Here is a 14,687-nt window from a genome sequence, read left to right as displayed (position 1 = left end):
ACGGGAGGGACGCGATGCGGTTCGGGATCTTCTATGAACATCAGCTGCCCAAGCCGTGGAACGAGGGCGACGAGGCGCGGCTGTTCCACCAGGCGCTGGAACAGGTGGTCCTGGCCGACAAATTAGGCTTCGACTACGCCTGGGAGGTCGAGCATCACTTCCTGGAGGAGTATTCCCACTCCTCCGCGCCCGAGGTGTTCCTGGCGGCCTGCGCGGCGCTCACCAAGACCATCCGGGTCGGTCACGGCATCCGCCAGGTGATCCCCAACTACAACCATCCGGCCCGCACGGCTGAAGGGTTGGCGACGCTGGACATCATCTCCAATGGCCGGCTCGACTTCGGGATCGGCGAAGGCGCGACGCGGCTGGAACTGGGCGGTTTCGGCATTCCGGCCAAGGAGAAGCGGGCGCTGGCCCTGGAGGCGGCCGAACAGATCGCCAACATGATGGTGATGGACCCCTACCCCGGATTCGAAGGGCGGGGGTTCTCCTTCCCCTGCCGCAACGTGGTTCCGAAACCGATGCAGAAGCCACATCCGCCGATGTGGATGGCCTGCACCAACCGCGACACCATCAAGATCGCCGCCTCCATCGGGGTCGGGGCCCTGGCCTTCTCCTTCGTGGACCCGGAGGAGGCGCGCAACTGGGCCGACATCTACTACGGCATCATCAAGTCCGATCAGTGCGTGCCCATCGGCCACAGCGTGAACGCCAACATCGCCATGGTTTCCAACTTCTCAGTGCACCGCGACCGCGACGAGGCGATCCGGCGCGGCCAGGAGGGGTTCGAGTTCTTCGGCTACGCGGTCAACGCCTTGGTCGCCCATGACGCCGTCCCCGGACGCTCGACCCTGTTCGCCGATTTCCAGGCCTCACGCGCCAAGAGCGATGAAGAGATCATCTCGGCCCGCAGCATGGCCACGCGAAACGCCAACGGCATCGGCACGCCCGACGACATCCGCGACCATATCCGCGCCTTCCAGGCGGCGGGCGTCGACCAAGTGATCTTCCTTCAGCAGGCCGGCCGCAACAAGCATGAGCATATCTGCGAGTCCCTGGAGCTGTTCGCCACCGAGGTGATGGGCGGGTTCAAGGCAGAGGTCGCCGAGCGCGAGGCGAAGAAGGCCGCCGACCTCGCGCCCCACATCGCCGCGGCCATGAACCGCAAGGCCTGGATGACGCCGCTGGCGGACCACGAGATCCCGGTGGTGCCGGCCTCGGTGGTCAGGGCGCAGATCAATGCGGTGAGATAGGCCGTCGCGCGCGGCGCGATCGGCGTGCGTCTGGCCGCTGGAAGCTGTTCGCCGACGTGGTTCGCTTCGGGAAGTGTCGGGCGAGCCCGCTCGGCCCTGTCCAGATGTTCGGGGACGAGGTCACCCTCGACCTGTCCGCAGCCTACGAGATCAACAAAAACGCTCAAGCCTTCATGCGGGTGTGATCAACGCAACCGATGAGTATCCCGACGAGGTGGTCGGCTCGAACGACGGGCGCCCCTACACGGAGGCAGGCGGACTTGGCGTGGATGGACGGGAATATTTCATCAGGCATTCGGCGCGCTTATAGGGCGTTGGCCCTAGGCGTCACCCTCTGCGGGGCCGCGGCGTCGGCGCAGGCCGCGGAACGGGCGAAGAACGTCATCCTGTTCATCGGCGACGGCATGGGGGTCTCGACCCTCACGGCTGCTCGGATCTTCGAGGGCCAACGGCGCGGTGTCGACGGCGCTTCCAACCGCCTGTCCTTCGAGGCCTTCCCCGACCTGGCGCTGGTGAGGACCTATTCGGCCGACAGCCTGGTCACAGAATCGGCCGCCAGCGCCTCGGCGATTCTGACGGGGCGGCGCACCCTGAACGGGGCGTTGGGGGTCGACAACAAGGTGGTGCGCGGCGACTGCGCCTCCGCCAAGGCCGCCCGCGTCCCGACCCTGGCGGAGCTCGCCAAGCGGAGCGGACGGGCCACCGGTGTGGTCTCCACCGCCGCGATCACCGACGCCACGCCCGCCTCGCTCTACGCCCACACGCCTTCGCGCCAGTGGCAGGCCGACGCCGACCTGCCCCCCGAGGCCGTCGCGACCGGCTGCGTCGACATCGCCCGCCAGATGCTGGACGGCCCCGCGGCGATGCAGCTGGACGTCATGCTGGGTGGCGGTCTGGCCGCTTTCACCCCGGTGGACGGCGCGGGGCGCCGGCTTGACGGCCGCGACCTGACCGCCGAGTGGCGTAATGCCGGTGGCGTCTATGTGGAGACTGGATCGGCCCTGGCGGCGGTCCCCAGGGCGACCCGACGCCTGCTCGGCCTGTTTGCGCCCGGCAATATGATGCGCGAGACCACTCGCAGGGTCTCGGAGGCCGACGCGCCGCGCTTGGTCGACATGACGCTCAAGGCCATCGAGATCCTATCGAATGACCCAGACGGCTATTTCCTGATGGTCGAGGGCGGCCTGATCGACAAGGCCCACCACCAGGGCCTGGCCTACGAAGCGCTGAATGAGGTGGCCGAGCTGTCCGAAGCGGTCGCCGCCGCCGCGGCCAGGACCGACGCCGCCGACACCCTGATCCTGGTCACCGCCGACCACAGCCATGGACTGACCCTCAGCGGGGGCGGCAGGGGCACCTCCGTCCTCGGCCTGCTGCCGGGGCACCGAGGACGACCCGGCCATCGCCCTGGACGGAAAGCCGGTGTCGATTCTGATGTACGCCACCGGTCCCGGAGCCCCGGCGATGGGCGAGGCCCGCCCCGACCTGACCAAGATCGACACCGCCGACCCGGATCAGCGGATGCCGGCGGCGGCGCCGCTCAGCAGCGCCGCCCATACCGGCGAGGACATCGCCGCCTACGCGCGCGGACCCGGCTCCGCCCGCCTGCGCGGCCTGATGGACCATCCGGGCGTGTTCCAGGTGATGCGCGAAGCCCTGGGTCTTCCGGCCAGCTAGGCGGCGACCGGCGCCTGGCTCATGTCCGGCGTGCGTGCGGCCTCAAAGAAGGCTTCGATCTATTCGAGCGGCGGCAGGCGGCGGCGCATGTCCTGATCCGGGTCCAGAGGAAACGTAGCTACTACGGGACCCGTGACACGGTGATGTCGGCCACCCCGGGGGCTAGGCGCCGCGCGTGGCGTCCCTAATGTGCACGGCCCTCGGCCACCAGGATCCGCCCACCCATGCCCTCACGTCTGGCGATCTTCCATCCCGCGGGGCAGCTAGGCTTGGGCCAGAACTTCTTCGGCAAGGACGTCGCCAATCTCGACCTCTATCGGGCGCTGGTCGCCCATGGCGGCTTCGAGGCGGTCGACATACTGACGCTGGTGCAGGTGGAACTTGATCAGGTGACGCCCGCGCTCACCCAGGGACGGCCGACGACCACCCGGCTGGCGGTCGACAGTGTGCTCAACACCGATCGCATGGTCGCCGCCGGCGCGCTGCTGCGTGGCCAACCGGACCTGGCCGACCTGGCCTGGATGCGCCGCCGCACGGCCGGTGACCGCGCCTTCAGCCTGCTCGGCCTGATCCACACCATCGCCCCGCCGGCCAGCCGCATGAACCTGGCCCTGAACCAGGTGGCGCCGATCCAGCCCTGGGACGCGCTCATCTGCACCTCGCCGGCGGTGCAGGCTGCGCTCACCGAGATGTTCGAGACCTGGGGCGACTATCTCGGCGATCGGTTTGGCGACAGCGGCCGCCTGGCGATCCCCAAGCTACCCCTGGTCCCGCTGGGCGTGGACGGGGCGAGGTTCGCAGGGCTCGCCGACCGCCCCGACGTCCGCGCCCGGGTGCGCGGCGAACTGGGCCTCAGCGACGACGACATCCTGGTCATCTGGGTCGGTCGGCTGTCGTTCTTCGAAAAGGCCTTCCCCCAGCCGATGTTCGCCGCGGTGGAAGAGGCCGCTCAGGCCACCGGCAAGCGCGTGCACTTCGCCATGGTCGGCTGGTTCCCCGACGAGCCGCGCCATCGGCCGCTCTACGAGAAGGCGGCGCAGGCCTATGCGCCGTCGGTGATCACCCACCTGCTGGACGGCAACGATCCGGAGGTCGTGGGCGGCGCGTGGGCGGGAGCCGACATCTTCCTGTCGCTGGTGGACAACATCCAGGAGACCTTTGGCATCACCCCGATCGAGGCCATGGCCGCGGGCCTGCCGGTGGTGGTCAGCGACTGGGACGGATACCGCTATACGGTGCGAGACGGCCAGGAGGGCTTCCTGATCCCGACGCTCGGCGCGCCGGGAGGCGGCCAGGGCCTGGGCATGGCCGCGCGCCACGCGATGGGAATGGATACCTATCAGAGCTATGTCGGCTCGGTCGCCCAGCACACCGCCGTGCATGTGGGGGCCGCCGCCCGGGCCCTGAGCGCCTTGATCGCAGATCCCGAACTGCGCAAGACCATGGGCGCGGCGGGCCGCGAACGCATCCGCACCACCTTCGACTGGCCGGTGGTGGTGAGCGAGATTCGCGCCCTGCTGGACGAGCTGGCGGCGATCCGCGGCGCGGCGGCCGACACCGCGCCCAGCCACACGATCCACCCCGCCAAGGGCGATCCCTTCGCCGACTTCGCCGGCTTCGCGACGGAGGTGTTGTCACCCGACACGCCCCTGGCCCTGCGGCCCGGCGCCGATCCGACCAGACTGGACCGGACCGAACTCGACCGCGTGGCGCGGGGCTGGCGGGCGACGCCGGCCGAGTGCGCCCTCGTGTGCGAGCTGCTGGCCTCAGGTCAGGCCGCGAATGTCGGCGATGTCCTGGCCCGTTTCGCGCCGGCCCGCCGTTCTCCCGTGGAGCTCGCCATCGTCTGGATGGCCAAGTTGGGCGTCATCGACTGGCTGGCCTAGCGGCCCGCCCGATCCGGCCCTCCGTTGACTCCTCGATAATTCTGGAATATTCGAATTATATATCCAGATCAGGAGCCCTCCATGAAACGCCTCCACCTTCACGTCAGCGTCGCTGACCTCGATCAGTCCATCGTCTTCTACCAGACCCTGTTCAACGCCTCGCCCAGCGTCGTGAAGTCCGACTACGCCAAATGGATGCTGGAGGACCCACGCGTGAACTTCGCCATCTCGCGGCGTGACCAGGCGGTCGGCGTCGACCATGTCGGGGTGCAGGTGGATAGCACCGAAGAGCTCGCCGAGCTCTCGGGCCGGCTGAAGGCGGCGGGCGCGGTGACCTTCGACCAGGAAGCCACCACCTGCTGCTACCACCAGTCGGACAAGAGCTGGGTCAGCGATCCCTCAGGCCTGCGCTGGGAGACCTTCCATACCTTCGGCGAAGCGACCACCTATGGCGAAGATGCGCCTGCCGAGGCCGCGCCGGCCATGGCCTCGGCCTGCTGCGGCGCGCCCGCCCTAGCCGCTCCAGCCACCGCGTCCTGTTGCTGAGCGTCACAAATCCGTGGCTTGGCGGCGCCTTTTGATTCCGGTATTCGCGAATTATGGAAACAGATAGCGCCGTCGACGCCCTTTCCGCCCTCGCCCATCCCGGCCGGCTGCAGGTGTTCCGGTTGCTCGTACGGGCGGGCGAAGGCGGCATGGCGGCCGGTGACATCGCTCGCGCCGCCGAGATCCTGCCCAACACCCTCTCGACCAATCTCAACATCCTGAGCCACGCCGGGCTGGTGACGTCCCAGCGCGACGGCCGCTCGATCGTTTACCGCGCCGCCTATGACCGCATGGCCGAGCTGTTGGTCTTCCTCACCGAGGACTGTTGCGCCGGCAACGCCGCCATCTGCGCGCCCCTAGCCCAGGTCGCCACCCGCGCGGCCGCCTGCAACGCCTGCTGAGGCCCGCCATGACGCTCAACGTGCTCTTCCTCTGCACCGGCAATTCGGCCCGTTCGATCATGGCCGAGGCCCTGCTGAACCGCCTGGGCGCGGGCAAGTTCAAGGCGCTCTCAGCCGGCTCCATGCCCAAGGGCGAGGTAAATCCGCACGCCCTGCATCTGCTGGCCTCGCTCAACTACGACACCTCGGTGTTCCGCTCGAAGGCCTGGGAAGAGTTCGCGGCGCCCGGCGGACCCGAACTCAACTTCGTGTTCACCGTCTGCGACAACGCCGCGGGCGAGGTCTGTCCGATCTGGCCGGGCCAGCCAATGACCGCCCACTGGGGGATCCCGGATCCCGCCGCGGTCGAGGGAACGGACGCCGAGATCGCCGTGGCCTTCGCCGAGGCCTATCGCCAGCTCAAGAACCGTATCGAAGCCTTCGTGAACCTGCCGCTTTCCTCGCTGGGCGGCGTGGCCTTGCAGCGTCACATCGACGACATCGGCGCCGCCGACAGCCTGCAGGGCGCATGATCCGCAGGCACGCGGCCGAGGGACTTGGGACCGCCTGGCTGCTGGCCGTGGTGGTCGGGTCCGGGATCATGGCCGAGCGTCTGGCCGGCGGAAACGTCGCCATCGCCCTGCTGGGAAACACCCTGGCCACCGGGGCGGCGCTCTATGGACTGATCACCATCTTCGGCCCGATCTCGGGCGCGCACTTCAATCCCGCTGTCTCCCTCGTCTTCGCCCTGCGCCGGGAGCTGGCCTGGGGCGAGGCCGCGGGGTTCGTGGCGGTCCAGGTCCTGGGCGCGGTGCTCGGCGTCTGGGCGGCGCACGCCATGTTCGAGGAACCGATCTGGCAGGTTTCCGCCAAGCTGCGCGACGGCCCCGCCCAGGTGTTCTCGGAGGCGATCGCCACCTTCGGTCTGATCGTCACGATCCTGGGCGCGGTGCGCTTCCGGCCGGAGGCGACGCCGGCCGCGGTCGGGCTCTACATCACCGCCGCCTACTGGTTCACCGCCTCGACCTCGTTCGCCAACCCCGCCGTGACGCTGGCCCGGTCGCTGTCGGACAGTTTCGCGGGGATAGCGCCGGCCTCGGCGCCCGGGTTCCTGCTCGGGCAGGCGGCGGGGGCGCTGGCCGCCTGGCTGGTGGGCGGCTGGCTGTTTTCGAAACGCGCATAGCAAGAGGGCGACGCCGCGGTCGCCCGCTGCATCGCCCTCTCATCCAGACCCCGTGGAGGGCCTGCGCCTTGAGGTCGTTGACGTTTCCGGTTCGCAAGGTCGCCCCTGCCAGCCTTGTTCGTCGCCGTTGCCCCACATTGTCCGGCTCCAGGTTACCCCTTCGCCTTCCTCCGCAGGACCTCCTGTTCGCTTGACGATCCGATTGCCCGGTCCGTCCGCGCCGCAGTCCCTCTCGACAAGTTGAGGCTCGCGCCGAACGGGCCGGCTGGCAAGCGGCGTGATTCGTTCAGCGGTCGCGGCCGGTTGAAGAACGGTGGATAAGTCGCGGTCAGCCGCGCGCGAACCCGAGCGTGGGAAGGCCTGGCGATTATCCACCGGTTTCGGGCGTCAGCGGCCCGCGCGGACCAGCATGAGGGTGACGTTGTCCTTGGCCCCCCGTTTCAGCGTCAGGGACAGCAGCCGGTCGGCCGCGGCCTCGAGGTCGTCCAGGGCCAGCACCGCGCCCAACTCGTGATCCTCGACCAGGCCGGTCAGGCCATCGGAGCACAGCAGGAAGACATCGCCCGGCCTGATGTCGCCGTGGGTCTCTGACAGCTCCAGGGTGTCGGTCGCCCCGACCGCGCGCGTGATGACGTTGGAGATCCGCCGCTTGCGCGCCTCCTGTTCGTCCAGGGCGCCGGAGTCGATCAACTCCTGCATCAGGCTGTGGTCATGAGTGATCCGCATCAGAGCCCCGCCGCGCCGCAGATAGACGCGGCTGTCGCCGGCCCAGACGCAGGCATAGTGGTCCTCGTGAGCCAGCAGGACGACGACTGTGGAGCCGATCACCGCGCCCGGCGACAGCGTGGCCGCATGGGCCATGAGGTCGGCGTTGGCGTCGGCCAGGCGATCGCGGACGGCGTTCAGATAGGCGTAACCTGAACCGAAGCGGCCCAGGCCCACCAGGGCCTCGACCACCCGCAGACTTGCCAGGTCGCCGGCCTGGTGGCCGCCCATGCCGTCCGCCACGGCCCAGAGCCCGATCTCCGGACGCGCGAGGAAGCGGTCCTCGTTCAGGCTGCGGGACAGTCCGACATGGGTGCGGCTGGCGGTCTGGAAAACGCGGACGCGGGGCGGGGCCGAGGCTCGGCTCATGCCTGGGTGCTCATGGAATCGAGCTCGTTGAGTTGGCGCTCATAGGCGGCCTTGAAGGCCTGGTTCACCGGACTGTCACGGTCCCCGTCGGCCCGCAGCCGGAATTCGGCGTGAAGCTTGACGTATTCGGCGAACGCCACGGCGTCGCGGTTCTTCAGCATCAGCGACTGGCCCTTCAGCCGCGCCTCGGCTTCTTCCGGCGAGAGTGCGTCCAGGGTTGAGCCCACAGCCGCGCGCAGGCCCGCCATCATGCACAGCAGATGCTTCTTCATGTCCTGGAACGAGGCCTTCACGGCGGCCGGCCCCGACAGGAACCCTTCCCCGCGCGGCCTTAGCAGGTCGATGGCGACCCGTTGGGCGGGCGCCCATTTGAAGGGATTGTTGCCCTCGGCGCGGACCGTGGTGCGGGTCATGCGGTACTCGGTCTTGACCGAGGTCCGCTCGCTCATCAGGTCGCCGAGACCCAGCACCATCTGCTGGTAGACCGCGCCCAACCGGCGCATCACCTCGACCGGGTCCTCGCCGGAAAAGGCTGAGGCGTCAAGGCGCGCGCCGGCGCAGAAGGCGTCGAGCAGCGAGCCGTCGCTGGGGATGTCGCCGTCGGGCCCGGCCCAGGCGCTGGGCGCGGCCAGGGTCGCCTCGGTGATCGGCACGGGTTTTAGCATCGGGCCGCTGAACGGCGCATCGAAGGCGTCGCCCTCGGCCTCAGCCGCCTCGATGACGATCAGGTATCCGCCCAGACGCAGGGTGTCGCCGGCCTCGATGGGGGCCGGATCACCGGGCGGCAGGCGGTCGCGGCGCGCGCCGACGAAGACGCCGTTGGAGCTCGTGTCGCGCAGGGTCAGACGCCGGCCTTGCAGCGCGATCACGCAATGGCTGCGGGAGATCGAGCGTTCGGGGTCGGCGATCGTCCAGCCGGCGGCCGGATCGCGGCCGATCACCAGCTCGCCCTCGGTCAGTTCGCGGGACTCCAGGAGCTGGAAGGGGTCGCTGTGGCTGAACAGGCGCAGGACCGCCTTGGCGATCTTCGGCTGGGCCAGGGCGGCGGTCATCGTGGCGGTCTGGACGCTCAAGAGCGGCCTCCGATAATGGTCCGGTCGGTCTCGTCTTCTTCCATGACCAGGCGCGTGCGATCGAGCGCCTGCACGGCGCGCTCTGCGGCCGCCGCAGCGATGCGCAGTTCCGTCATGGCCGAGGGTTCGCCAGGCGTCGGGTCTTCGTGGACAAGGGCCTCGGTCTCCAGCCGATCCTGAACGGAGGCGGCGAAGCGGTTGAAGCCGTCGAACAGCTCGCCGAACTCGTCCTTGCGATTGTGGGAGATGCGGAAGTCGAGGTCGCCGCGCACCGCGTCGGCCAAGGCCGCGCGCAACCGGCGGATGGGTCCGGCCACCTGCCGGGCCGCGGCGTAGCTCACCGCCACCACCACGCCCAACGTCACGGCGCTGAGCGCGGCCAGCAGCCAGTGCGACAGGGATGCGGCGGCCTCGAGGTCGGCGGTGCTCACCGCCACGTCCACCGTGCCGAAGGAGCGGCCGGCATAGAGGATTGGGCGCACGAAACGGAAGCCGCCGACGCCTTTCTCGGGCTTGATCGAGGTGACGACGGCGTTGGAACCCTTTTGGACCAGGGTTTCGCCCCGCGGGGTCTCGTAGATCTGACCCACCTGAGTGGCGTCGGTGGCGCCGCGGATCAGGCCGTCGGCGTCGACCACGGTGATCTGACGGATATTGGGATCGGCCGAGGCGGCGCGGACGAAGGCCGACACGGGCGCCCAGTCGCGCTGGTCCTGCGGCAGGGTGGCGTTGTCGGCGGCGGTCAGCGCGGCGTTGGAGGCCACGAACGAGGCGATGGCCGCGCCCGACGAGAGCGTCATGCGCTCCATGGCCTTGTCCTGGCGGTTCAGCACCAGGCCGACGCAGACCAGCAGGACCACCGCGGTGATCCCGGCCATGATCAGGGTGAGGCGGGCCTGCAGCGGCAGGTAGCGACGCACGCCCTCCTGTTCCTCGGCAAGCGCCTCCAGGGCGCGCTGCTCGCGACGCATGGCCTCAGCGAGCTGGCCGCCGTCGGCGAACCGGCGCTCGGGCTTTTTGGCCAACAGCTTGCCGACGATGAACTGCAGTCCGCGCGGGCAGTCGGGTGCGAGCTCGGCGATGGGTCGCGGGTCGTGCTGGGTGATCTGCAGGGCGAGGGTCGCCGCGCTGGTCCCGGCGAAGGCCCGCTGGCCGGTGATGAGCTCGTAGAGCACCACGCCGACGGAAAAGAGGTCGGAGCGCCCGTCGATATGCCCGCCCAGGGCCTGTTCGGGACTCATATAGCGCGGGGTGCCCAGAACCTGGCCGACCTGGGTCTTCAGCATCTCGGCCTCGGTGTCGGCCTCGGCCACGCGGGCGATGCCGAAGTCGAGGATCTTCACGCCGCGGCCGTCGGGCGCGAGCAAGATGTTGCTGGGCTTGATGTCGCGGTGGACGACGCCGACCTCGTGGGCGTAGCGCAGGGCCTCGCCCAACTGGGCGCCGATGGCCAGCACGTCGTCGACCGGCAGGCGGCCGATGCGCGCGGCGGCTTTGTCCAGCGGTTCGCCGTCCAGCAGCTCCATGGCGATGTAGGGATAACCATCGACCTCGCCAACGTCATAGATCGTGACGATATTGGGGTGCGACAGGGCGCCGGCGGCCTTCGCCTCGCGCAGGAAGCGGGCGACATAGTGCCGGTTCTGACGGAACTCGGCCTTCAGGACCTTGATCGCCAGCACCCGATTGATGCCCGGATCATAGGCCCGGTAGACGTCGGCCATCGCGCCTTCGCCGATACGCGCCTGAACCTCGTAGCGCCCCACCAGTTTCAACATGCAGACATCCCCGGACCGCGATCCTTTCGGAAGGCTAACCGGCTACGGTTAAAGGAGAATTCGCGGCGAATGTGTTTTGGGGAATTATTTCGCGGCTGGCTTCACCGGCTGCGCACATTGGCCTGTATTCGCGCCGCGCGGTCGAGGTCGCGCTGGATGGCCGCGCTGCCTGGATCGAGGGCCAGGGCCTGGCGCAACAGAGCCACGGCGCGGTCGATCGCCCCGCGGTTCATCTGCTCCAGGGCCTGTCCGCGCAGCTGCACCGCACGGGTGGGATTTCGCTGGGCGACCGGCGTGGGGCTGGGCGCGGCCGGCTTGGCCGCCGCGGCCTTCCGCGGGACGCCGGGGATCTGCAGGGTCCGGCCGACGGTCATCTGCGAGGGGTCGGTGATGTTGTTGTATCGCGCCAGGCCATAGAATAGCAGGCCATCGCCCATCAGCCGATCGGCCAGGGTCGACATCGTGTCGCCCGGCCGCACCTTGTAGGCATAGTGTTTCTCGCCCAGCAGCTCGCGCGGGTCGCGGTCGATCTGGTCCAGCAACTTGCGGGCGACGGCGTTGGCCGGCTGCTCGGCCAGCACGGCCAGAAGTTCGGCGCGGGCCAGGACGCCCTGCCCCGTCCCCAGCAACTCCACGGCTCGATTCTGTCGATCGCGGAGGCTCAGTCCCGGCGTCGCGCTGGGCGCTGGCGGTGGGGCCTTGCCGCCGACGCTCGGCGCGGCGCCTGGAGACAGCCCGGCCTTGGGTGTCTGGGCGCAGGCGGCCAGGGTCAAGGTCAACAGGACAGCCAGGGCGATGGGCGCTTTCAAGCCACGGCCCTCCGCTTGGCGGGCGGCCGCGGCGGCGGAGCCAGCCTAGCCAGCCACGCGGGGTCGCGCACGGTGCGCACGAAGTCCTCGCCGCTCATCGGCCTGGCGAAGTAAAATCCCTGGATCAGGAAGCATCCCAGGCTGCGCAGGGTCTCGACCTCTTCGCGGGTCTCGGCGCCCTCGGCCAGGACCTGGATGTCGAGACCGCGCGACAGCTCCACCAGCGCCCGACATATGGCCTGGCTGTCGCGGCGTTCGTCGATCTTCGTGACGAACTCGCGGTCGATCTTCAGCTTCGAGAACGGCAGGTTCTTCAGATAGGACAGGCTGGAATAGCCGGCCCCGAAGTCGTCGATGGCGACGCTCACGCCGAGCGCACGCAACTCCTCGACCAACCGGCGGGTGCGCGCGGCGTCTTCCATGGCCGCGGTCTCGGTGAGCTCGACCTCCAGCGCCGACGGCGACAGGCGGTGTCGTTCCAGGGTGCGCACGATGGTGGTGTTGAGCGACGGATCGGCGAACTGTCGCGCCGATAGGTTGACCGCCATCTTCAGTCCGTTGAGGCCGAGGTCCTGCCAGGCGCGCGCCTCACGGCAGGCGGCGTTCAGCACCCACAGGCCGACCTCGTCGATCAGGCCCGACTGCTCCAGGATCGGAATGAACTCGGCCGGTGAGACCATGCCGAGGTCGGGATGCTTCCAGCGTAACAGGGCCTCCGCCCCAACCACCCGGCCGGTCTCGAGATTGACCACCGGCTGGAAGTGCAGCGCGAACTGCTCGCGCGCGATGGCGTAGCGCAGGTCCTGCTCCAGCGAGAACCGCTCCTTGGCCGTGTCCGACGACTGGGCCGAGAAGAAGGCGAGCTTGCCGTTGGAGGTCTCGCCCGCCTTGGGCAGGGCCGCGAAGGCGCGCGTCAGCAGGGTGGCCGGATCCTCGCCGTCGTGCGGGAAGATCGCCGCGCCAAGATCGACGTCGGGGGAAAGCCGAATGTCAGGCAGTTCCTGACCCAGGACGTAGCTGAGCGCCTGGAGTTCGTTGGCCGCCACGTGCGGCGCCTCGACCTGGGCGAACCAGATGGCGAAGCAGTCGCGGTCCACCTGGGCCACGACGCGGTTGGGCTGCAGGGCGCTGGACAGGCGTTGGGCGAAGGCGGCGAGCGCGCGTTCGGCCGCGCCCTGATCGAAGGCCGCCAGCCGGTCGTAGTCGGCGAACCGCACCACGCCCAGCACGACCGTATGGGTCAGATCCTTAATGTCGGCGTCCAGCGAGGCCAGGAACGGCTCGCGGGTCGGAAGGTCGGTGATCGGATGGCGGTTGGACAGGCGATGGCGCTGGCTGTCCAGCCGGCCGGCGATCTTGGTCACGTCGCGCATCATGCGCCCGACCCCGTCGGTGAAGCCCTGCGGCAGGGCTGGCGCCTCCTCGCCGTTGGCGCAGGCCTCCAAGGCCCGTCCCAACAGGCCAAGCGGCCGCAGCATCAGGGTCAGCAGGGTCAGGGCCGTGGCGGCGCCCGCGATGGCGACGGCCAGGGTCGCGGTGCGGGCCGCGCCCTCGCCCGGAATCAGCCATCCGATCAACGGAAACGCCACGGCGATGGCCGCGAGGGCCAAGACCTTGCCGCGGAAGCCGATCAACGGCAGCCGCCCGAGCGTCCCATAGGTCCAGAGCTTCAAATTCGCACCACGGCGGTCATCCCCACGAAGACCTCGCCCGATGTATGCGCCCGGGTCTTCTACCGCTTGGTGAAAACTTGTCCTTTACAGATGGTGACCAAACGCGGTCCCGCCGAGCCTATTCCGCCGCGGCGGTGGCCTTGGGCGCACGCCGCACTTCGACGACGCGGACCCGCGTGCCGTCCAGCACCAGGGCCAGTTCGCCACGCTTCAGGCGCAGGGCGTCCTCGCCGAACGCCTCCCGGCGCCAGCCGGTGAGCGCCTGGGTCTTGGCGTTGTCGTCGTTGGCGATCTGCTCGAGGTCCGAAACCGTGGCGATCAGCTTGGAGGCCACGCCGGCGTCCTCGGCTCGGGCCTTGAGCAGCACCTTCAGCAGCTCGACCACCGCGCCGGCGGCCGGCGACGGCTGGACCTTGTTGCGTTCGATCACCGGGGCGTAGCCCTCGGGGTCCTTCAGCGCCTCGCGGACGGCGGTCAGCAGGTCGGGTCCGAACCGAGAGCCCGAGAAGCCCTTGGGCACCGAGCGCAGGCGATCCAGGGCGTCGGCGTCGGTCGGCGCCTGAGTGGCCACCTCATCGATGGCGTCGTCCTTCAGGATCCGGCCACGGGGCTGGTCGCGCTGCTGGGCGGTGCGTTCGCGCCAGGCGGCCACGGACTTGAAGATCGCCAGGTACTTGGCGGTGTGCCGGCGCGGCTTCAGCCGCTTCCAGGCGTTTTCCGGCTCGACGTCGTACATGGCCGGATCGCAGAGGCCCTGCATCTCGTCGAACACCCATCCCAGGCGGCCGTCCTTCTCCAGCCGCGCGCGCAGCATGGGATAGAGCTCGGCCAGGTGGGTCACGTCGCCCAGCGCGTAAACCAACTGGGCGTCGGTCAGAGGCCGCCGCGCCCAATCGGTGAAGCGCGACGATTTGTCGATCTCCAGCTTCAGCATCTGGCGGACCAGGGCGTCATAGGCGATCTGCTCGCCGAACCCGGCGGCCATACCGGCCACCTGCGTATCGAACAGCGGCCTAGGCATGGCGTTCAGGTTGTTGAAGATCTCGACGTCCTGGCGTGCGGCGTGGAACACCTTCTCGATGCTCTCGTCGCGCAGAATCTCCAGGAACGGCTCGAGATCGATCCCGTCGGCCAACGGATCGATCACCGCTTCAGCGGAGGGCGCGGCGGCCTGGATCAGGCAGAGCTTGGGCCAGTAGGTGGTTTCGCGCATGAACTCGGTGTCTACTGCGACGAAGGGCTGGCCTTTGATTTTGTCGCAGAACGCCTGGAGCTCGGCGGTGGTTGTAATCGGC

Annotated in this window: 13 protein-coding genes and 1 pseudogene; 8 read left to right on the top strand and 6 right to left on the bottom strand. The window is 69.0% G+C overall.

Features of this window, described 5'->3' with window-relative positions:
- The first annotated feature begins 14 nt into the window (after positions 1 to 14).
- The 8 genes and pseudogenes from Q8Q77_RS10830 (at position 15) to Q8Q77_RS10800 (ending at position 6,925) form a co-directional block, all read left to right on the top strand.
- Positions 15 to 1,253 (top strand): LLM class flavin-dependent oxidoreductase, encoded by a 1,239-nt coding sequence (locus Q8Q77_RS10830; protein ID WP_305583585.1) that lies wholly within the window; start codon positions 15 to 17, stop codon positions 1,251 to 1,253.
- 197 nt (positions 1,254 to 1,450) lie between these two features.
- Positions 1,451 to 2,617, top strand: a pseudogene (locus tag Q8Q77_RS10825) (alkaline phosphatase); the annotation flags it as partial.
- A gap of 70 nt (positions 2,618 to 2,687) precedes the next feature.
- Complete coding sequence (locus tag Q8Q77_RS20715; RefSeq protein WP_371130445.1) at positions 2,688 to 2,930, top strand: alkaline phosphatase; 243 nt, start codon at positions 2,688 to 2,690, stop codon at positions 2,928 to 2,930.
- A gap of 224 nt (positions 2,931 to 3,154) precedes the next feature.
- The gene (locus Q8Q77_RS10820) at positions 3,155 to 4,816 is read left to right on the top strand and encodes a glycosyltransferase family 4 protein (protein ID WP_305583583.1); all 1,662 of its coding nucleotides are present in this window, start codon (positions 3,155 to 3,157) and stop codon (positions 4,814 to 4,816) included.
- An 81-nt stretch (positions 4,817 to 4,897) separates the two neighbouring features.
- Positions 4,898 to 5,362: an ArsI/CadI family heavy metal resistance metalloenzyme gene (locus Q8Q77_RS10815; RefSeq protein WP_305583582.1), complete on the top strand. Its 465-nt coding sequence runs from the start codon at positions 4,898 to 4,900 to the stop codon at positions 5,360 to 5,362.
- 53 nt (positions 5,363 to 5,415) lie between these two features.
- Positions 5,416 to 5,763: a helix-turn-helix transcriptional regulator gene (locus tag Q8Q77_RS10810; RefSeq protein WP_305583581.1), complete on the top strand. Its 348-nt coding sequence runs from the start codon at positions 5,416 to 5,418 to the stop codon at positions 5,761 to 5,763.
- 8 nt (positions 5,764 to 5,771) lie between these two features.
- Positions 5,772 to 6,275, top strand: coding sequence for an arsenate reductase ArsC (locus Q8Q77_RS10805; protein WP_305583580.1), 504 nt, complete (start codon positions 5,772 to 5,774; stop codon positions 6,273 to 6,275).
- Positions 6,272 to 6,925 carry an MIP/aquaporin family protein gene (locus Q8Q77_RS10800; RefSeq protein ID WP_305583579.1) on the top strand — a complete coding sequence of 218 codons (654 nt, stop codon included), beginning with the start codon at positions 6,272 to 6,274 and terminating at the stop codon, positions 6,923 to 6,925. Before Q8Q77_RS10805 ends, Q8Q77_RS10800 begins: the two co-directional genes overlap by 4 nt.
- A 387-nt stretch (positions 6,926 to 7,312) precedes the next feature.
- Here Q8Q77_RS10800 and Q8Q77_RS10795 read toward each other — a convergent pair whose 3' ends face one another.
- From Q8Q77_RS10795 to rnd, 6 genes are all read right to left on the bottom strand, one after another.
- Positions 7,313 to 8,059 carry a PP2C family serine/threonine-protein phosphatase gene (locus tag Q8Q77_RS10795; protein ID WP_305583578.1) on the bottom strand — a complete coding sequence of 249 codons (747 nt, stop codon included), beginning with the start codon at positions 8,057 to 8,059 and terminating at the stop codon, positions 7,313 to 7,315.
- The gene (gene tagH, locus Q8Q77_RS10790; RefSeq protein WP_305583577.1) at positions 8,056 to 9,132 is read right to left on the bottom strand and encodes a type VI secretion system-associated FHA domain protein TagH; all 1,077 of its coding nucleotides are present in this window, start codon (positions 9,130 to 9,132) and stop codon (positions 8,056 to 8,058) included. Before tagH ends, Q8Q77_RS10795 begins: the two co-directional genes overlap by 4 nt.
- A complete protein-coding gene (locus Q8Q77_RS10785; RefSeq protein WP_305583576.1) occupies positions 9,129 to 10,910 on the bottom strand; it encodes a protein kinase in 1,782 nt (593 codons plus the stop codon). The genes tagH and Q8Q77_RS10785 overlap by 4 nt, the downstream gene beginning before the upstream one ends.
- A gap of 101 nt (positions 10,911 to 11,011) precedes the next feature.
- Complete coding sequence (locus Q8Q77_RS10780; RefSeq protein ID WP_305583575.1) at positions 11,012 to 11,719, bottom strand: LysM domain-containing protein; 708 nt, start codon at positions 11,717 to 11,719, stop codon at positions 11,012 to 11,014.
- Positions 11,716 to 13,392 (bottom strand): bifunctional diguanylate cyclase/phosphodiesterase, encoded by a 1,677-nt coding sequence (locus Q8Q77_RS10775; protein WP_305583574.1) that lies wholly within the window; start codon positions 13,390 to 13,392, stop codon positions 11,716 to 11,718. The genes Q8Q77_RS10780 and Q8Q77_RS10775 overlap by 4 nt, the downstream gene beginning before the upstream one ends.
- A gap of 118 nt (positions 13,393 to 13,510) precedes the next feature.
- A complete protein-coding gene (gene rnd / locus Q8Q77_RS10770) occupies positions 13,511 to 14,683 on the bottom strand; it encodes a ribonuclease D (RefSeq protein WP_305583610.1) in 1,173 nt (390 codons plus the stop codon).
- Positions 14,684 to 14,687: the final 4 nt, after the last annotated feature.

It is taken from the genome of Phenylobacterium sp., assembly GCF_030698145.1.
Taxonomy (GTDB): Bacteria; Pseudomonadota; Alphaproteobacteria; order Caulobacterales; family Caulobacteraceae; genus Phenylobacterium.
The sequence above is the reverse complement of the archived record's forward strand: the minus strand, read 5'-3'. Positions and strand labels throughout refer to the sequence as shown.